General features: G+C 74.4%; 11 protein-coding genes. 1 reads left to right on the plus strand and 10 read right to left on the minus strand.

Annotation, left to right across the window (positions count from 1 at the left end; genetic code table 11):
• Window positions 1-2104, plus strand: a 2104-nt coding sequence (locus N801_RS20950) for a WD40 repeat domain-containing protein (protein WP_169744208.1), incomplete at its 5' end; no start/stop codon positions are given.
• Window positions 2105-2132: 28 nt separating this feature from the next.
• On the opposite strand, the gene N801_RS05880 is transcribed toward N801_RS20950, so the two are convergent.
• The 10 genes from N801_RS05880 to N801_RS05925 all read right to left on the minus strand — a co-directional run bounded on the left by N801_RS05880 (window position 2133) and on the right by N801_RS05925 (window position 16447).
• Complete coding sequence (locus N801_RS05880) at window positions 2133-2603, minus strand: nitroreductase/quinone reductase family protein (protein WP_035934803.1); 471 nt, start codon at window positions 2601-2603, stop codon at window positions 2133-2135.
• A 150-nt stretch (window positions 2604-2753) separates the two neighbouring features.
• Window positions 2754-3842, minus strand: coding sequence for a uroporphyrinogen-III synthase (locus N801_RS05885; protein WP_035934947.1), 1089 nt, complete (start codon window positions 3840-3842; stop codon window positions 2754-2756).
• A 32-nt stretch (window positions 3843-3874) separates the two neighbouring features.
• Complete coding sequence (gene cobA, locus N801_RS05890) at window positions 3875-5110, minus strand: uroporphyrinogen-III C-methyltransferase (RefSeq protein WP_035934805.1); 1236 nt, start codon at window positions 5108-5110, stop codon at window positions 3875-3877.
• Entirely contained in the window at window positions 5107-5493 is a 387-nt protein-coding gene (gene nirD, locus N801_RS05895; protein WP_035934807.1) for a nitrite reductase small subunit NirD, read from the minus strand. Before nirD ends, cobA begins: the two co-directional genes overlap by 4 nt.
• Window positions 5490-8066 carry a nitrite reductase large subunit NirB gene (gene nirB, locus N801_RS05900; RefSeq protein WP_035934810.1) on the minus strand — a complete coding sequence of 859 codons (2577 nt, stop codon included), beginning with the start codon at window positions 8064-8066 and terminating at the stop codon, window positions 5490-5492. The genes nirD and nirB overlap by 4 nt, the downstream gene beginning before the upstream one ends.
• Window positions 8067-8134: 68 nt before the next feature.
• A complete protein-coding gene (locus tag N801_RS05905; RefSeq protein ID WP_035934813.1) occupies window positions 8135-9610 on the minus strand; it encodes an FAD-dependent oxidoreductase in 1476 nt (491 codons plus the stop codon).
• Entirely contained in the window at window positions 9607-11763 is a 2157-nt protein-coding gene (locus N801_RS05910; protein ID WP_052112661.1) for a molybdopterin oxidoreductase family protein, read from the minus strand. Before N801_RS05910 ends, N801_RS05905 begins: the two co-directional genes overlap by 4 nt.
• Before the next feature lie 5 nt (window positions 11764-11768).
• On the minus strand, window positions 11769-13139 hold the full coding sequence (locus N801_RS05915) for an MFS transporter (protein ID WP_035934815.1): 1371 nt from the start codon (window positions 13137-13139) through the stop codon (window positions 11769-11771).
• Between the two features lie 156 nt (window positions 13140-13295).
• Window positions 13296-14996, minus strand: coding sequence for a bifunctional metallophosphatase/5'-nucleotidase (locus N801_RS05920; protein WP_035934817.1), 1701 nt, complete (start codon window positions 14994-14996; stop codon window positions 13296-13298).
• 137 nt (window positions 14997-15133) lie between these two features.
• On the minus strand, window positions 15134-16447 hold the full coding sequence (locus N801_RS05925) for a nicotinate phosphoribosyltransferase (RefSeq protein WP_035934819.1): 1314 nt from the start codon (window positions 16445-16447) through the stop codon (window positions 15134-15136).
• Between the last annotated feature and the right edge of the window lie 20 nt (window positions 16448-16467).

Below are 16467 nucleotides of genomic sequence, written 5' to 3' on the forward strand. Positions count from 1 at the left end.
GGCGACGTCCGCGTCCCGACGGGCCGAGGCCAGCGCCACCTCGGCGGACGCGCGGCTGCTCGGGGCCGAGGCGCTGCGGGCCGGCGACGTCGACACCGCCCTCCTCCTCGGGGTGGCGGGGTGGCAGCTCGAGGCGTCGAGCGACACCCGGGCGAACCTCCTCGCCGCTCTCGACCGGGCGCCGGCGCTGCTCCGGACGGAGCGGGTGGCGCGGACGACGAGCCTCGCCGTGAGCGAGGCCGGCGGGAGGCTGGTCACCCAGGCGCCGGAGCGCGCCCTCGAGCTGCGGTCGCTCGACACGCTCGCGCTCGTCTCCGAGCGACCCGAGCTGAGGGGCCCCGCGGTCGTGGCCAGCGCCGACGGGGTGGTCGTCGCCGTGTCCGTCATGAGCGAGCTGCTCGGGCCCGGCCGACCACACGGCGCCGTCGTCCTCCTCGACGCCGACGGATCCGTCGCCGCCGCGCAGCCCGGCGGGATGCCGGAACGTCGCTACGTCCAGCAGGACCTCACCCTCACCCCCGACGGGCGGTGGCTGGCGGCGACCTTCCTCGACCGGGCGGGAGGAGCGCCGCTCGTCGGACTGTGGGACCTGGACCGACCCGCGACCCCCGTCGCGCTGCTCGACCTCGGGCCGCAGTCCGGCGACCCGACCCCCTCGGCCGACGGGACGACGCTCTACTCGGTCGGGGAGGGGCGGCTGCGCGTCACCGACGTCGGGACCGGGCGCGCGCGGCGGGTGCTCACCGGTGCGGACCTCGGCGCCGGCGAGCTCGGCGGCTCGGTCGCCCTCTCCGCCGACGGGGCACAGATCGCGGTCGCGGCCGACCGGCAGGTCGTCCTCGTCGCCACCGCCACGAACGCGCGCCTCGCCGTCCTTCCCACCCCCGGGGACCCCGGCGGCGTGTCCTTCTCCGGCTCGGGCTCGCGCCTCGCATCGGCGGGCGAGGCACTCCTCGTCTGGGACGTCCCCTCGGACGCGCCACCCACGGAGCTGCTCGACCAGCCGGACGCCGGGAGCTGGGTGGTCTTCGGCGAGGGTGGGCGGACGGCATACACCGCCCAGTTCGACGGGCTCCTCCACGCGTGGGACCTCACCGGCACCCAGGGGATCCTCCGGCGCTCCGTCGGGGGCTCCGACGACCCCGGCTTGGCCAGGGTCTCGCCCGACGGGCGGCGCGTCCTGCACGTCTCGACGGCGCCGGATCCGGTCCTCACGATCGTGGACTCGGCATCGGGAGCGGTGCAGCACGAGGTCGCCGTCGGCCAGGACGCGACGAACTACGTCGACGGTGCCTGGAGTCCGGACGGACGCCTCGTCAGCGTGACGACGGGCGACGACGCCGTCGGTGTCTGGGACTCCGCGACGGGGGACCGGCTCGCGACCCGCGACCTGCCCGTCGACGAGATCGCGTCGTACGGCGCCTTCACCGCGGACGGCCGGCTGCTCGTCGGGACGACGACCGGACGGATGCACGTGCTCGACGCACGGACGCTGGAGCCGGAACGGGAGGCCCTGGACGTCGCGGCGCTCGTCGGCGGGGAGGGGGCACTGTCCTCGCTCATCCCGCGGCCCCGGTCCGACCAGGTCCTCACGGCGGTCGACGGCCGGGGCACCTGGCTCGTCGACGTGGACCGCGGGACGGCCGACCGCCTCGACATCGGCCACGAGGTGTTCGGGGCGGCCTACTCACCGGACGGCTCCCGCCTCGCGGTCACCACCCGGGAGGGCGAGGTCGGCCTGTATGCCGTCGACACGGGTCGGTGGATCGCCGCACCGACCGCACGGCACCCCTTCGCCGGCTGGAGCGCGTCGTTCAACGGGGACGGGACCGAGGTGGCGGTCGCCGCGTCGGGTCGGCTCGGTCGCTGGGACGGCCGGACCGGCGCCTTCCTCGGGGCGGTGACGGTCGGGGACGACGGGGTGGCGGGCTACGGACCCGGCGCCTCGTCACTGCTGCTGGCCGGCGGGTCCGGCAGGACGTCCACGTGGGCCCTCGACGAGCAGGGGTGGGTCGCGGCCGCGTGCCGGATGGCCGGCCGTTCGCTCACCGCGGGCGAGTGGCGCACCTACCTCCCGGACCGTGAACCGCAGGAGGTCTGCTGAGCCGAGCGCTCACGACCACGGCACCACGTCAGCGCACGGGCGTGAGCACGACCACCGGGGTCGGGGTCGTGCGGTGCGCGACGCGGGCGTCCAGCTCCGGGTCCACCGCGCGCCAGCGCGCCCACAGGCGCTCGTGGTCGGCGCCCTGCGCCGCGTGTGCGCGAACGGTGACCGGCTCCTCGACGCCGGTGAGGCGCACGGTGGCCTCCGGGTGGGCCAGCAGGTTGAGCCACCACGCCGGGTGGCCCTCGTCCCAGCCGTTCATCGCCAGCGTGACGAGGTCGTCACCGTCCTCGATGTAGCCGAGGATGACCTCGCGTTCCCGGCCCGAGCGCCGGCCGGTGGCGGTGAGGCGGAGGGCGCCCCAGCCGCGCTTGTTGGAGGGAGTCCAGAGGAAGCGCCCGCCGCTCAGTCGGTGGAGGCCTCGGTGCACCCGCCAGGCCAGGTGGACGAACCACGGCGGTGGCTTGGAGGGCTTGGCGGGTGCGGATGCGGGCATGTGGTTCCTCCTGCGGGCGCGCACGTCGCACGCCGACGGCGTCGCTCACGTCCAGCGTAGGACCGTGGCGCGGCCGGGTAGCGGGGTCGGGCGAACCCGTGCCGGCCCGCCGGGGCGGGTCGGCAGGGCACGGCACGGGTCAGGCACGGGTCAGGCACGGGCGAGCCGGTAGCCGCGCTTGACGACGGTCTGGACCAGCGCGCGTCCTCCGGCGTCGCGCAGACGGCCGACGGCCACCTCGGCGGCGTGCGGGTCGGTGGAGTCGCCGGGCAGGACGCGCAGGACCTCGCCGCGTGACACGACGTCGCCACCGGCGTCGACGAGGAGGCGCAGCACCTCGAGCCCGCTCGGTGACAACGGGAGGACGTGGCCGTCGAGCAGCGCGACGGTGCGGCGGACCTGGAGGTGACCGGTCGCCGTGGCGACCGCCGTGGACTGGGCGGCCTCGTAGTGGTGCACGAGCCGGCGCACGAGGGCGCCGAGCCGGCCGCGGTCGGGGACGATCGGCTCGATGCCCCTCTCCTGCAGCGGAAGGGCCGTGATCGGTCCCACGGCGGCAGCCACAAGGCACCCCGACCGGTGCCGGGCGACGATCCCGTCGAGCGCCCCCTCGGCGTCGGCGGCGGCGAGCCAGGCGTGCGCGCCGGGGGCCGACGTGAAGACGACGGCGTCGATCTCGCCGGCCGCGGCGTCGCGCACCGAGGCGGCCAGGGCCACCGGGTCCGGCGTCGGGCCCCAGCGGTACACGACGAGGCTCGCGACGTCGGCTCCCGCGGCCGCGAGCTCGGTGTCGAGCCCGTCGGCGCCGGCCCCGTGGTGCTGGACCGCGACCCGCAGCCCGGACACCCCCTCGTCGAGGAGCAGCTCGAGGATCTCGGCGGACGTCTCCGACTCTGCGACCCAGTCGGCGGTGAGCCCCGCGGCCTGGATCGCCCCACGTGCCTTCGGGCCGCGCGCGACGATCCGCGCCCGGCCGAGGACGCCGAGCAGCTCGTCCGCGTGTCCGGCGGCGTCGGCGGCCTCGATCCAGCCGCGCAGCCCGATCCCGGTCGTCACCACGACGACGTCCGGTGGTCTCGTGATGAGCTGCGTCGTCGCCAGGACGAGCTCCTCGTCGTGCTCGTGGGGCACGATCGTCAGGGCCGGGGCGTGGCGGACGCTGGCGCCGCGACGGGTCAGGGCGGAGGCGAGCTCGCCGGAGCGGCGGTCGGCCGTGACGAGGACGACGCACCCCGCCATGACCTGGCCCAGCGCCGGGGGAGTCCGGCCGGTCACCGGGTGTCCCCGGCCGCGACGCCGGTGGGGAGGAGCAGCGAGGGGTCGGCGACCCGTCCCACCACGATGACGGCGGGGGAGCGCACCCCGGCCGTGTCGGCCACCGCGGACACGTCCCTGAGGGTGGCCGTGGTGACGCGCTGAGTCGCGGTGGTCGCGTCCTCGACGATCGCGACCGGCAGGTCGTCCGCCGCGCCGGCCGCGCGCAGGTCGCGCACGTGGTCCGCGAGGGCCGAGACGCCCATGAGGACGACGAGGGTCGCCCGCTCCGCCGCGACGACGGCCAGGGCCGAGGGGTCGACGGGCTCGTGCCCGCTCACCACGTGGATCGCGGCGACGGTGCCGCGGTGCGTCAGGGGTATGCCGGCCGCGGCCGGCGCGCTCAGCGCCGAGCTCACGCCGGGCACGACCTCGACCGCGATCCCGGCCGCGCGGCAGGCGAGCACCTCCTCGCCGCCACGACCGTAGACGAACGGGTCACCGCCCTTGAGCCGGACCACGGTCCGGCCGCGCTGGGCCTGCTCGACGAGGATCCGGTTGATCTCGTGCTGCGGGACGGGGTGGTGGCCGGGGGTCTTGCCGACGTCGATGACCTCGACGCTCGTGGGCAGCGTGCGCAGCACCCCGGTGGGGCCCAGCCGGTCGGTGACGACGACGTCCGCCTCGGCCAGGGCCCGTCGGCCGCGCACGGTGAGCAGGTCGGTGGCCCCCGGTCCGCCGCCGACGAGGACGACCCGTCCGGGAGCACCCGGGCGGCGGCGGCGCTGGCGCAGGTCGAGGTCGCCCGTCGCCAGGTGCAGGGCCAGCGCGTCGCGGACGGACACGACCCGGGCGGGGTCGGGACGCCCGAGCGACACCACACCCACCCGCACGCCGGCGTGGTCGGCGACGGCCGGGTTGCGGGCCGTCCCGTCGGCGGCGGCGCCGGCGCACACGCTGAAGACGCGCTCGTCGGTGGCTCTGGCACAGAGCTCGCGGTCGGTGCGGGAGTCACCGGTGGCCGCCACGACGAACCACGTGCCGGCCACGTCGTCGAGCCGGACCTCGCGCCGGCTCCAGGTCACGGTCGGCTCCTCGACGAGGTCGAGCAGGGCCTCGCAGGCGATCGGGGACACGACGTGCACCAGTGCGCCGTCGGCGACGAGGGCGGCCGCCTTGGTGGCGGCGACGGGTCCTCCTCCGGCCACGAGCACGACCCGGCCGACGAGGTCGACGCCGAGCAGGGTGCTCATGCCGCGACCTCGTGCCGCGAGACGTGGACGACGCCGTCGCGGACGTCCGTGGCCCAGGTGCGCAGTGGCTGCGGCTCGCGCCCCGCGGGGTCGAGGCACTCGCCGGTGCGCAGGTCGAACACCTGCTTGTACATCGGTGAGGCGACGGTCGGGGCGTCACCGCGCGAGCCGACGATCCCGCGCGACATCACGTGGGCGCCGGAGAACGGGTCGAGCTGCTGGACGGCATACACGTCGTCGGTGTGGGTGCGGAAGAGGGCGAGCTGTTCGCCGCCCACGAGGGCCGCGGCACCGCGCTCGGGGGAGAGGTCCCCCACCCGGCAGACGGCGACCCACCCGGGCAGGGCGAGCCCGGGCTCCTCCGTCACGACGTCGACGGTCATCGGCGAACCTCCAGGGTAGTGCCGGCGATGAGCACACCGCTCGTGCGCTCCTCCGGGGTGGCGGGGCGGGGCTGGCCGCGCTCGGCGACGTAGGCGAACGAGTCGTCGGCCCGGTCGGGCGCGTTGACGAACGACCCGAAGCGGCGCAGTTTCTCGGGGTCGGCGAGGGCCGCCGCCCACTCGTCCTCGTAGCCGTCGACGTGGCCCGCCATCGCGGCGTCGAGGTCGGCGCCGATCCCGAGGCTGTCGTCGATGACGACGGAGCGGATGGACTCCAGGCCGCCCTCGTGGTCCTCGACCCACGCCGCCGTGCGCTGCAGTCGGTCGGCGGTCCGGACGTAGAACATGAGGAACCGGTCGATGGCCCGGACGAGCGTCTCGGTGTCGAGGTCCTCGGCGAGGAGCTGCGCGTGCCTCGGGGTGAAGCCGCCGTTGCCGCCGACGTAGAGGTTCCAGCCGTTGTCGGTGGCGATGACGCCGACGTCCTTGCCGCGCGCCTCGGCGCACTCGCGCGCACACCCCGAGACGCCGAGCTTGATCTTGTGCGGCGAGCGGAGGCCGCGGTAGCGGAGCTCGAGGGCGATGGCGAGGCCGACCGAGTCCTGCACCCCGTAGCGGCACCACGTCGACCCGACGCACGACTTGACCGTGCGCAGCGACTTCCCGTAGGCGTGCCCGGACTCGAAACCGTTGTCCACCAGTCGTTTCCAGATCTGTGGCAGCTGCTCGATCCGGGCGCCGAAGAGGTCGATCCGCTGGCCGCCGGTGATCTTGGTGTAGAGGCCGAAGTCCTTCGCGACCTCGCCGATGACGATGAGGCCCTCGGGCGTGATCTCGCCACCGGGGATGCGCGGGACGACGGAGTAGGACCCGTCCTTCTGGAGGTTGGCCATGACGTGGTCGTTGGTGTCCTGCAGCGTCGCGCGCTCGCCCTCGAGGATGTGACCGGTGCCGAGCGAGGCGAGGATCGAGCCGATGACCGGCTTGCAGATGTCGCACCCGCGTCCCCGGCCGTGGGCCGCGATGATCTCGCTGAACGTCGTGAGGCCCTGGACCCGGACGACGTCGAACAGCTGCGCGCGTGACAGCTCGAAGTGCTCGCAGAGCGCGTTGCTCACCTCGATGCCCGACCGCTCCAGCTCGGTCGTGACGAGCCGCTTGACGAGCGGCAGGCAGGAGCCACAGCTCGTCCCGGCGCGGGTGCAGGCCTTGACGCCCCCGAGGTCGGTGCACCCGCCCTCGGTCACCGCGCAGCGCACCGCACCCGCCGAGACGTTGTTGCAGGAGCACACGGTCGCGTCGTCGGGCAGGTCGCCCACCGGGGCCGGACCGGAGCCCTCGGGAAGCAGGTATGCCGCCGGGTCACCTCCCAGCTCCCGGCCCACCATCGGGCGCAGCGCGGCGTAGGCGCTCGCGTCACCGACGAGGATGCCGCCGCGCAGGGTCCGGGCGTCGTCGCTCATGACGAGCTTCTTGTAGACGCCGGCGACCGGGTCGGAGATGACGACCTCGAGCCCGCCGGGCTCCTGGGCGAACGCGTCGCCGAAGCTCGCGACGTCGACCCCGAGGAGCTTGAGCTTGGTCGACAGGTCCGCACCGGGGAAGGTGCCGGCGCCGCCCAGGAGCCGGTCGGCGACGATCTCGGCCATCGTGTAGCCGGGGGCGACGAGCCCGAGGCAGCGACCACCGATGTTGGCGACCTCACCGATCGCCCAGACCGCCGGGTCGGCCGTGGCACAGGCGTCGTCGACGAGCACCCCTCCGCGCTCGCCCACCTCCAGCCCACAGTCACGGGCCAGCTCGTCGCGGGGCCGGACGCCCACCGCGAAGATGACGACGTCGACGTCGAGGGCGGGACCCTCGCCGAACTCCATCCGCGAGACCGCACCGCGGTCACCGACGATCTTCGACGTGGCGGTCGACGTCCGGACGCGGACGCCGAGGGCCTCGATGAGCCGCTTGAGCGCCGCGCCGCCGCCGTCGTCGACCTGGAGCGGCATGAGCCGCGGGGCGAACTCGACGACGGTGGACTCCATGTCCAGCGCCGTGAGCGCGCCGGCCGCCTCGAGGCCGAGCAGGCCCCCGCCGACGACCGCGCCGCGGACGGGACGGTCGAGCTCACCACGCCGTTTCTCGACGAAGGCGCGCAGGTCGGCGACGTCGTCGATGGTGCGGTAGACGAACGCCCCACGCAGGTCCTTCCCGGGGACGGGGGGCACGGCGGCATACGAGCCGGTGGCCAGCACGAGCGCGTCGTAGGGCAGGACGGCGCCGCCGCTGGTCGTCACCGTCCGTGCGTCGCGGTCGATCCGGTCGGCCCTGACCCCCCGACGCAGCGTGACGAGGGGGTCGTCCCACAGGTCCTGGCCGCCGAGGGCGAGGTCCTCGGGGTGGCGGCCGGTGAAGTACGACGTGAGGGCGACGCGGTCGTAGGGCGCGCGCGGCTCCTCGCAGAGGAGGGTGACCTCCCACGTGCCCGCCTCGTCGCGCGAGCGGAGCGCATCGATGAGGCGGCGCGCGACCATGCCGCCGCCGATGACGACGAGCTGCTGTGTCGGGGATCCCTGGGGCATGGGTGGAACGCTAGGGACGCGGGGTTTCGGGACGGTCGTCCCCCTGTTTCCCCTGCGTAAAACGGTTCTCACACCGGTGCGGCGGTCGCGGTGAGGCGAGCCTCGTCACGCGAGCCCAGCCAGGCGAGCAGCCCGCAGACCTCGTCCTTGCACCCGCCGCACCCGGTCGTGGCGCGGGTCTCGCGGGCGACCTCGGCGACGGAGTGCGCGCCGCGCGAGTGGGCCCGCGCGACGTCGGCCTTGGTCACGCTGTTGCAGCGGCAGACGGCGGCGTCGTCAGCCAGGTCGCCCGGGCTCGACGGGGCGGGAGGCGCGCTCGAGAGCGTCGCGAGCAGCAGGTGGGCCGGGTCCCGTGGCACCGGGGTGCGCCGGGTGTAGGCGGCGACGAGGTCGGCCGCCACCTGTCCCGCGCCGATGCACGTGGCGCCGACGAGGCGGTCGCCCTCGACGACCACCTCGATGTGGCGGCCGGCCGCGGGGTCGGACAGGCTGAGGGTGCGCTGCTCGGGGTCGGTGGGTCGTGAGCCGCCGCAGACGCCCATCGTCACGACGTCGAGACCGTGCGCCTTGACCCGGACGACGTCGCTCGCCCCGGCCCCGCCGGCGCGGCCGCGAGCCACGGTGCCGGTGAGTCGCTCGGCGAGGGCGCGGGCCTGGTCCCACCCCTGCGCGACGAGCCCGGTGCCGCCTCCCGGTGGCTGGGCGCAGTCCCCGATCGCGAAGATGCGGCCGTCGGCGGTGGCGCTGCCGGCGTCGGTGACGATGCCGCGCTCGCACGCCAGGCCTGCGGCGGCGGCGAGGGAGGTGTTGGCCACCGTCCCCGTCGCGACGACGAGGAGGTCGGACTCGACGACCTCGCCGCCGGTGAGCCGGATGCCGGTGAGGCGGCCGTTCGCGACGATCGCCGCCTCGGCGCCCACGCCGACGCGCGGGTGGATGCCGAACCCGGGCATCGCGCCGACGAGCACGGTGCTCGCCGAGACGTCGAGCTGGCGCTCCATGAGGGCGTCCGCCGGGTGGATGATCGTCACCGGGCAGCCCCGCTGGGCCAGCCCGCTCGCCGCCTCGACGCCCAGGACACCGGCACCGAGGACGACCGCGCGCCGGGAGTTGAGGGTGGCCGCGACGATCTCGCGGGCGTCGTCGATGCTGCGCAGGGCGTGCACGCCGAGGGGGAGCGCCCCGCTGCCCAGACCCAGGCCTTCCAGTGGGGGGATGCGGGCCGAGGCGCCGGTGGCGAGGACGAGCTGGTCGTAGCGGTGGCGGTTGCCCTCCGTCGTGACGACGACCCGGTCCTCGCGGTCGATGGCGGCGGCGCTCACCCCGCGCAGGACGCTCAGCCGGGGGTGCGCCAGGACCGGGAGGGTGATCGCGGCGAGGTCCTGCCGACCCGCGACGACCTCGCTGAGCAGGACGCGGTTGTAGGTCTCGCAGGCCTCGTCCCCGATGACGGTGACGTCGTACTTGCCCGCGTCGTCGCGGGCGAGGACGTCCTCGGCGAACCGCGAGCCGACCATGCCGTTGCCGATGACGACGAGCCTCATGCCGGGACCTCCGTGATGAGGAGCGGCCCTGCCGCCTCCGGGTGTGCGGGCAGGTCGGCGCGGGCCACGGTGACCGCGCAGACCTTGAACTCCGGCATCCCGGAGACGGGATCGGTGGCGTCGTTGGTGACGCGGTTGACGTTCTGCTCGCCCGGCCAGTGGAAGGGCATGAAGACGGTGTCGGGGCGGATCGCGTCGGTGATCCGGGCGACCGCCGTGACCGTCCCGCGTGCGTTCGTCAGGGTGACGAGGTCCCCGGGCTCGACGCCGTGCCGGTCCGCGAGCACCGGGTGCAGCTCGACGAAGGCGGCGGGCGAGGCCGTCACGAGGTCCTCGACGCGTCGGGTCTGGGCACCCGACTGGTAGTGCTGGAGCACCCGCCCGGTGACGAGGTGGATCGGCGCGTCGGCCCGGACGTCGTCGGCCGGTCCGCGGTCGTCGACCGCGACGAAGCGGGCCCGCCCGTCGGCGGTGTGGAACCCGTCGAGGAACAGTCGCGGGGTGCCCGGGTGCGGCTCGCCCTCCGTCGCCGGGCAGGGCCAGTGCAGGTCGGGCTCGGCGTCGAGCCGGGCGTGGCTCAGGCCGCTGTAGTCGGCCCGGCCACCGGCGCTGGCGCGGGCCAGCTCGTCGAAGACCGCCGCCGCGTCGGTGTCCCACGTCCCCGGCGCGCCGAGTCGCGTGGCCAGCTCACGCCAGACCCACAGCTCGGAGCGCGCCCCGGACGGCGCCTCGACCGCCTTTCGGCGGCGCAGGACGCGGCCCTCGAGCGAGGTCATCGTGCCCTCCTCCTCCGCCCACTGGAGCACGGGCAGGACGACGTCGGCTCGCTGCGCGGTCTCGGAGGGGACGACGTCGCAGACGACGAGCAGGTCGAGGGCGTCGAGCCGGTCGGCGACGTGCGTCGAGTGGGGCGCCGAGACGCGCAGGTTGGCGCCGTGCACGAGGAGGGCCCGGGGTCCTCCGGCGCGGCCCAGCGAGTCGAGCAGCTCGACGGCCGGCCTGCCCCTGCCCGGGATGGTGGCGGGGTCGACGCCCCAGACGGCTGCGACGTGCTCGCGAGCCGCGGGGTCGTCGATCATCCGGTAGCCCGGGAGCTGGTCGGACTTCTGGCCGTGCTCGCGGCCGCCCTGGCCGTTGCCCTGGCCGGTGACGGCGCCGTAGCCGGAGCCGAGCCGGCCCGGCAGGCCCAGGGCGAGGGCGAGGTTGATCGCGGCGTTCACCGTGGCGGTGCCCTGGACCGACTGCTCGACACCGCGCCCGGTGAGCACGTAGGCGCCGGCGCCGCCGCGGGACGGGCTCGCGGCGGCGAGCAGCCGTGCGGTCTCGCGGAGCAGGGCGGCCGGGACGCCGGCCACCTGCTCGACGCGTTCCGGCCACCAGGCGGCGGCGAGGCGCCGGGCGTCGTCGGCCCCGGACGTGCGCTCGTCGACGTAGGCCCTGTCCGCCAGCCCCTCGGCGAGGACGACGTGGAGCAGGCCGAGGAGGACGACGAGGTCGGTCCCCGGGACCGGCTGCAGGTGCAGGCCCTGGCCGTTCTCGGTGAGGGTGGCGGTGGCGCTGACCCGGGGGTCGACGACGACGAGCCCACCGGCGGCCCGCGCCCCGGACAGGTGGGCGACCGCCGGGGGCATCGTCTCGGCGAGGTTGCTGCCGAGGAGGAGGACGGCTGCGGCACCGCCGATGTCGGCGAGGGGGAAGGGCAGCCCGCGGTCGACCCCGAGCGAGCGGTTCGCCGCGGCAGCGGCGCTGCTCATGCAGAAGCGCCCGTTGTAGTCGATGTTCGCGGTGCCGAGCGCGATGCGGGCGAACTTCCCCAGCTGGTACGCCTTCTCGTTGGTCAGCCCGCCACCGCCGAAGACGGCGACGGCGTCGGCACCGTGCCGGGCCCGGATCTCGGAGAAGCGCCGGGCGACGAGGTCGAGGGCCTCCACCCAGGTCGCGGGCCCCAGCTCGCCGTCGGCCCCGCGGACGAGGGGGGTGACGAGCCGGTCCGGCGCCCGCAGCACCGAGGCGCTCGTCCATCCCTTCTGGCACAGGCCTCCCCGGTTCGTCGGGAAGTCCCGGCCGGCGACGCCCACCCCGGCCGGAGTCGGGGTGAGCGTCTGCGCGCACTGCAGGGCGCAGTAGGGGCAGTGCGTGGCAACGGCCTCCATGGGGTTCAGATCGTCTCGGCGGCGAGCGCCGCACCGCGACGCTGGTACACGGCATACGTCGTGAGGACCATGAGGACGTAGGCGCCGACGAAGACGTGGAGGGCGGGGGTGAGGGAGCCGTAGGTGTCCTTCGCCATGGCGAAGCCACGCGGGATGAAGAAGCCGCCGTAGGCGCCGACGGCCCCCGCGATGCCGATGCACCCGGCGGCGGCCTTGCGGGCCGCGGGGAGGGCCTCCGCGGACACCCCGGCCCGGAACACCGCGGGGATCATCCGGTAGGTGGCGCCGTTGCCCATGCCGGCGCCGACGAACAGCACCATGAACGCCCCGAAGAAGAGCGGGAAGCTGCGCGACTGCAGCCCCTCGATCGCGGCGAGGGCGCCCCCGGTGAGGACGACGAACGAGGCGAGGGTGACGCGGGCGCCGCCGAGCCGGTCCGCGACCATCCCACCGAGCGGGCGGGTCAGGGCGCCGATGAGAGCACCGAGGAACGCGAGGCCGAGGGGGGCCGTGGGGAACTGGGTCTTGAGCAGCGTCGGGAACGCACCGGCATACCCGATGAAGGAGCCGAAGGTGCCGATGTAGAGGAACGAGATGACCCACGTGTGCGGGTTGCGGGTCGCGAGGGCGAACGACCGGTAGTCGGCGCGGATGCCGGAGAGGTTGTCCATCCAGCGCCACGCGGCCGCGGCGGACAGCAGCGCGAGGGGGATGAATACCAGGCCGGCCCGCTCGAGGTGCACGCCGGCGCCGACGGCGATGACGGCGGGGACGACCATCTGGACCATGCCGGTGCCGAGGTTGCCGCCGGCGGCGTTGAGCCCCAGCGCCTTCCCCTTCTCGGCCTCGGGGAAGAAGAACGAGATGTTCGTCATCGACGAGGCGAAGTTGCCGCCACCGAACCCGGCGAGCGCGGCGCACAGGAGGAGCACCCCGAACGGCGTGCCCGGCTGGGTGACGACCCAGGCGAGGGCGGACGCAGGGAGCAGGAGGAGCAGGGACGAGATGACGGTCCAGTTGCGCCCGCCGAACATGGGGACGGCGAACGTGTAGGGGATGCGGACCGTTGCCCCGACGAGGCTCGGCACCGCGATGAGCCAGAACTGCTGGTTGAGGGTCAGCGAGAAGCCGGCGGCGGGCAGGAGCGGCACGACGACGCTCCACAGGGCCCAGACGCAGAACCCGAGGAACTCGGCGAGGACGGAGAAGCCGAGGTTGCGGCGCGCGACGCGCCGGCCGGTGGACTGCCAGAAGGTGGCGTCCTCGGGGTCCCAGTGCTCGATCCAGCGGCCCTCGGGGGTCGTGGGAGGTGCCGGGACGAGCGTGGCCTCCGGGGCGGGGCCGGCGGGGGCCGCGGTGGCGGTGGTGGTGTCCATGGGTCGGAACCCTGCCGACCCGGTGTTTCGGGGCACCTCAGGGCGTGTGAATGGTCCGTAACACTCGGCGCACAGACCGAGGACCCGATCTGTGAGAACACTCGACCCGCAGGGCCAACGTGCGCCCTGCGGGTCGAGGTGTGGTCAGGGACCGTCTCAGGGGACGGCCGTGATCCGGTTCTGCGGTCCCGGGTTGACCGTCCCGAGGTGCTCGACGTACCGGGCGAAGGCGTCGAGGTCGATCTCGCCGACGAACCGGTTGGTGCCGTCCCGGAACACGCTGTAGCCGTCACCGCCGTCGGCGAGGAAGTTGTTCACCGTGACGCGGTAGGTCGCCGCGGGGTCGAGCGCCACGCCGTTGATGCGGACGTTCGAGATGCGGTCACCCGGCGCTGCGCTCAGCGAGCGGTCGTAGGTGAGCGAGGCCGGGATCTGGAGCACCCCGTTGCCGCCCGTGAACTGCTGCTCCAGCACGGCCTCGATGTCCGCGCCCGTGAGGTCCATGGTCACGAGGACGTTGGCGAAGGGCTGGACCGTGAAGGCCTCGCCGTAGGTGATCGGGCCGGCGTTGATGTCCGACCTGATGCCGCCGGAGTTCATGAACGAGATGACCGCGGGTGCGCCGTTCCCGGCCGGCCACCCGGTCCCGGACGTCGCCCAGAGCTGGGCGTCGGCGATGATGTCGCCGAGCGACGACTCACCGAGGCTGTTCTGCGCCCGGGTGAGGGGTGCCGACGCCGTGCCGATCTCCCTGTTCTCGGTCGGGGCGGCGATCTCGCCGTACTTGGCGATGAGGGCCGTGAGGTCCTCCGCCGGCGTGAAGACGTCGCGTCGCACGATGACGTTGTTGATGCTCGCCGACACGACCTCCTTCGTCGCCCGGCTGATCGAGAGGTCGATGTCGGTGACGACGCGGCCCGCCGACGCGGCGCCGGTCACCATGATCCCCGTCCCGGCGAGGTCCGGGCAGTTGAGGGCCCAGTTCGTGTGGCCCGTGACGACGAGGTCGATCTCGGGGTTGAACCGCTTGATGACCTCCACGCCCGCACCCGTGGGGTTGGCGCAGGAGTTGACCGTGGTCTCGTTGAGCGACACTCCTGCGCTGCCACCCTCGTGGAGCAGCACGACGATCGTCTCGACGCCCGCCTTCTTGAGGACGGGGACGAGGGCGTTGACCGAGTCCGCCTCGTCGTGGAAGTCGAGGTTCTCGGTGGCCGCGGCGGTGACGATGTTGGGCGTGCCCTCGAGCGTCATCCCGACGACGGCGACCTTGACGCCCGGGAACTGGTGGATGGCATACGGCGGGAAGATGGTCTCGCCGGTGTCCTTGTAGGTCACGTTGGCGGCCAGGAAGTCGAAGTCCGCACCCGCGAAGCCGTCACCACCGAAGCAGCCCTCGACGGGGTGGCAGCCGCCCTCCTGCATCCGGACGAGCTCCTCCGGCCCTTCGTCGAACTCGTGGTTGCCCACGCCGTTGTAGTCCAGGCCCATGAGGTTCATGGCCTCGATGGACGGCTCGTCGTGGAAGATCGCCGACACGAGGGGTGTGGCGCCGATGAGGTCCCCGGCCGACACGAAGAGGGTGTGGGGGTTCGTGGCCTCGAGGTTGCGGACGTACTGCGCCAGGTACTCCGCGCCGCCGGCCGGCGTGGCACCGATGCGACCGCCCGAGCTCGTCGAGTCCGGGGGCCGGAGCTGGCCGTGGAAGTCGTTCAGGGCCAGCACCTGGACCTCGGTGGTCCGGGCGTGCTCCTCACCCGGTCCGCCACCGGGCGGGGCGGCCGATGCCCCGGGGGTGAGGGCCGGCAGCACGAGCGCCGATCCGACGGCGAGCAGAGCGAGGGACCTGGTACGCATGACGCATCCTCCTGGGGGCCGTTTTCTGGCGCGGGTGTTCGGCAGGCTAGGGGGTGGACGTCCCGGAGGCCATGACCCAGCCGAGCCCCCTCCTCCACCCCGACGAGGGTGAAGCGCCGGCATCCCGTCCGAGGGCGTCAGACGTAGCGGGTGGGGATGGCCGGGTCGCCCTGGCTGAGCTGGTGGGCCGAGCGGGGCAGCTCGGCGAGCGAGGTCTCGTGGCGTTCGCGGGCGGCGGCCAGAGCGACGTGCTCACCGCCGACGAGCTCACCCGCCCGGACGTAGTCCACGAGGAGGGTGCGGTCGTCCCCGTCGTCGAGGGGTGGCTCGCCGACGCCGATGACCTCCGCCTCGGCCACGCCCCGTGCGTCCCGGCGGCGCAGCGCGAACTTGCGGCCACCCACGGAGGCCTTGTCCTTGCTCGCCTTGGCGACGTCGACCATCCGGCCGGAGTCGTCCGAGCGGGCGACGAGCTTGTAGACCATGCCCGCCGTGGGGGCCCCGGACCCGGTGACGAGCTGGGTGCCGACGCCGTACGCGTCGACCGGGCCGGCCGCGAGCCCGGCGATGGCGAACTCGTCGAGGTCGGAGGTCACGACGATCCGGGTGGACGTGGCGCCGAGCGAGTCGAGCTGCTCGCGCACCTCCTGGGCCTGGTCGAGCAGGTCGCCGCTGTCGAGCCGCACCGCACCGAGCCCGGTCCCGGCGACCTCGACGGCGATCTCGACCGCCCGCTCGACGTCGTAGGTGTCGACGAGCAGCGTCGTGCCCGCGCCCATCGCCTCCACCTGTGCGGTGAAGGCCTCGCGCTCGTCGTCGTGCAGCAGCGTGAACGAGTGGGCCGCCGTCCCCGCGGTCGGCACGCCCCAGCGCCGTCCCGCCTCGAGGTTCGACGTGGCCGCGAAGCCGGCGATCCAGGCCGCCCGAGCCGCCGCCACGGCCGCCTCCTCGTGCGTGCGCCTCGAGCCCATCTCGATGCAGGGACGCGTCCCCGCAGCCCCGGTCATCCGCGAGGCGGCGCTTGCGATCGCGCTGTCGTGGTTGAGGACCGACAGGATCACCGTCTCGAGGAGCACCCCGTGGGCGAAGTCGGACTCGACGACGAGCACGGGGGAGCCGGGGAACCACGCCTCCCCCTCGGCGTACCCGCGGATGTCCCCGTCGAAGCGGTAGCCGGCGAGGAAGTCCAGGGTCTCGTCGTCGACGACCTTCCCGTCGCGCAGCAGGGCGATCTCGGCGTCACCGAACCGGAAGTGCTCGATCGCGTCGAGCACCCGCCCGGTCCCGGCGAGGACCCCGTAGCGGCGACCCCGGGGCAGCCGGCGGGCGAAGGTCTCGAAGACGCAGCGACGACTCGCCGCCCCGGACCGCAGCGCCGCCTGGACCATGGTCAGCTCGTAGTGGTCGGTGAGCAGGGCGGTGGACGCGGGGGCGGCGGGCTCGGGCCTCATTCGCGGCAGCCTATGGTGGG

Source organism: Knoellia aerolata DSM 18566 (assembly GCF_000768695.1).
Classification (GTDB): Bacteria; Actinomycetota; Actinomycetes; order Actinomycetales; family Dermatophilaceae; genus Knoellia; species Knoellia aerolata.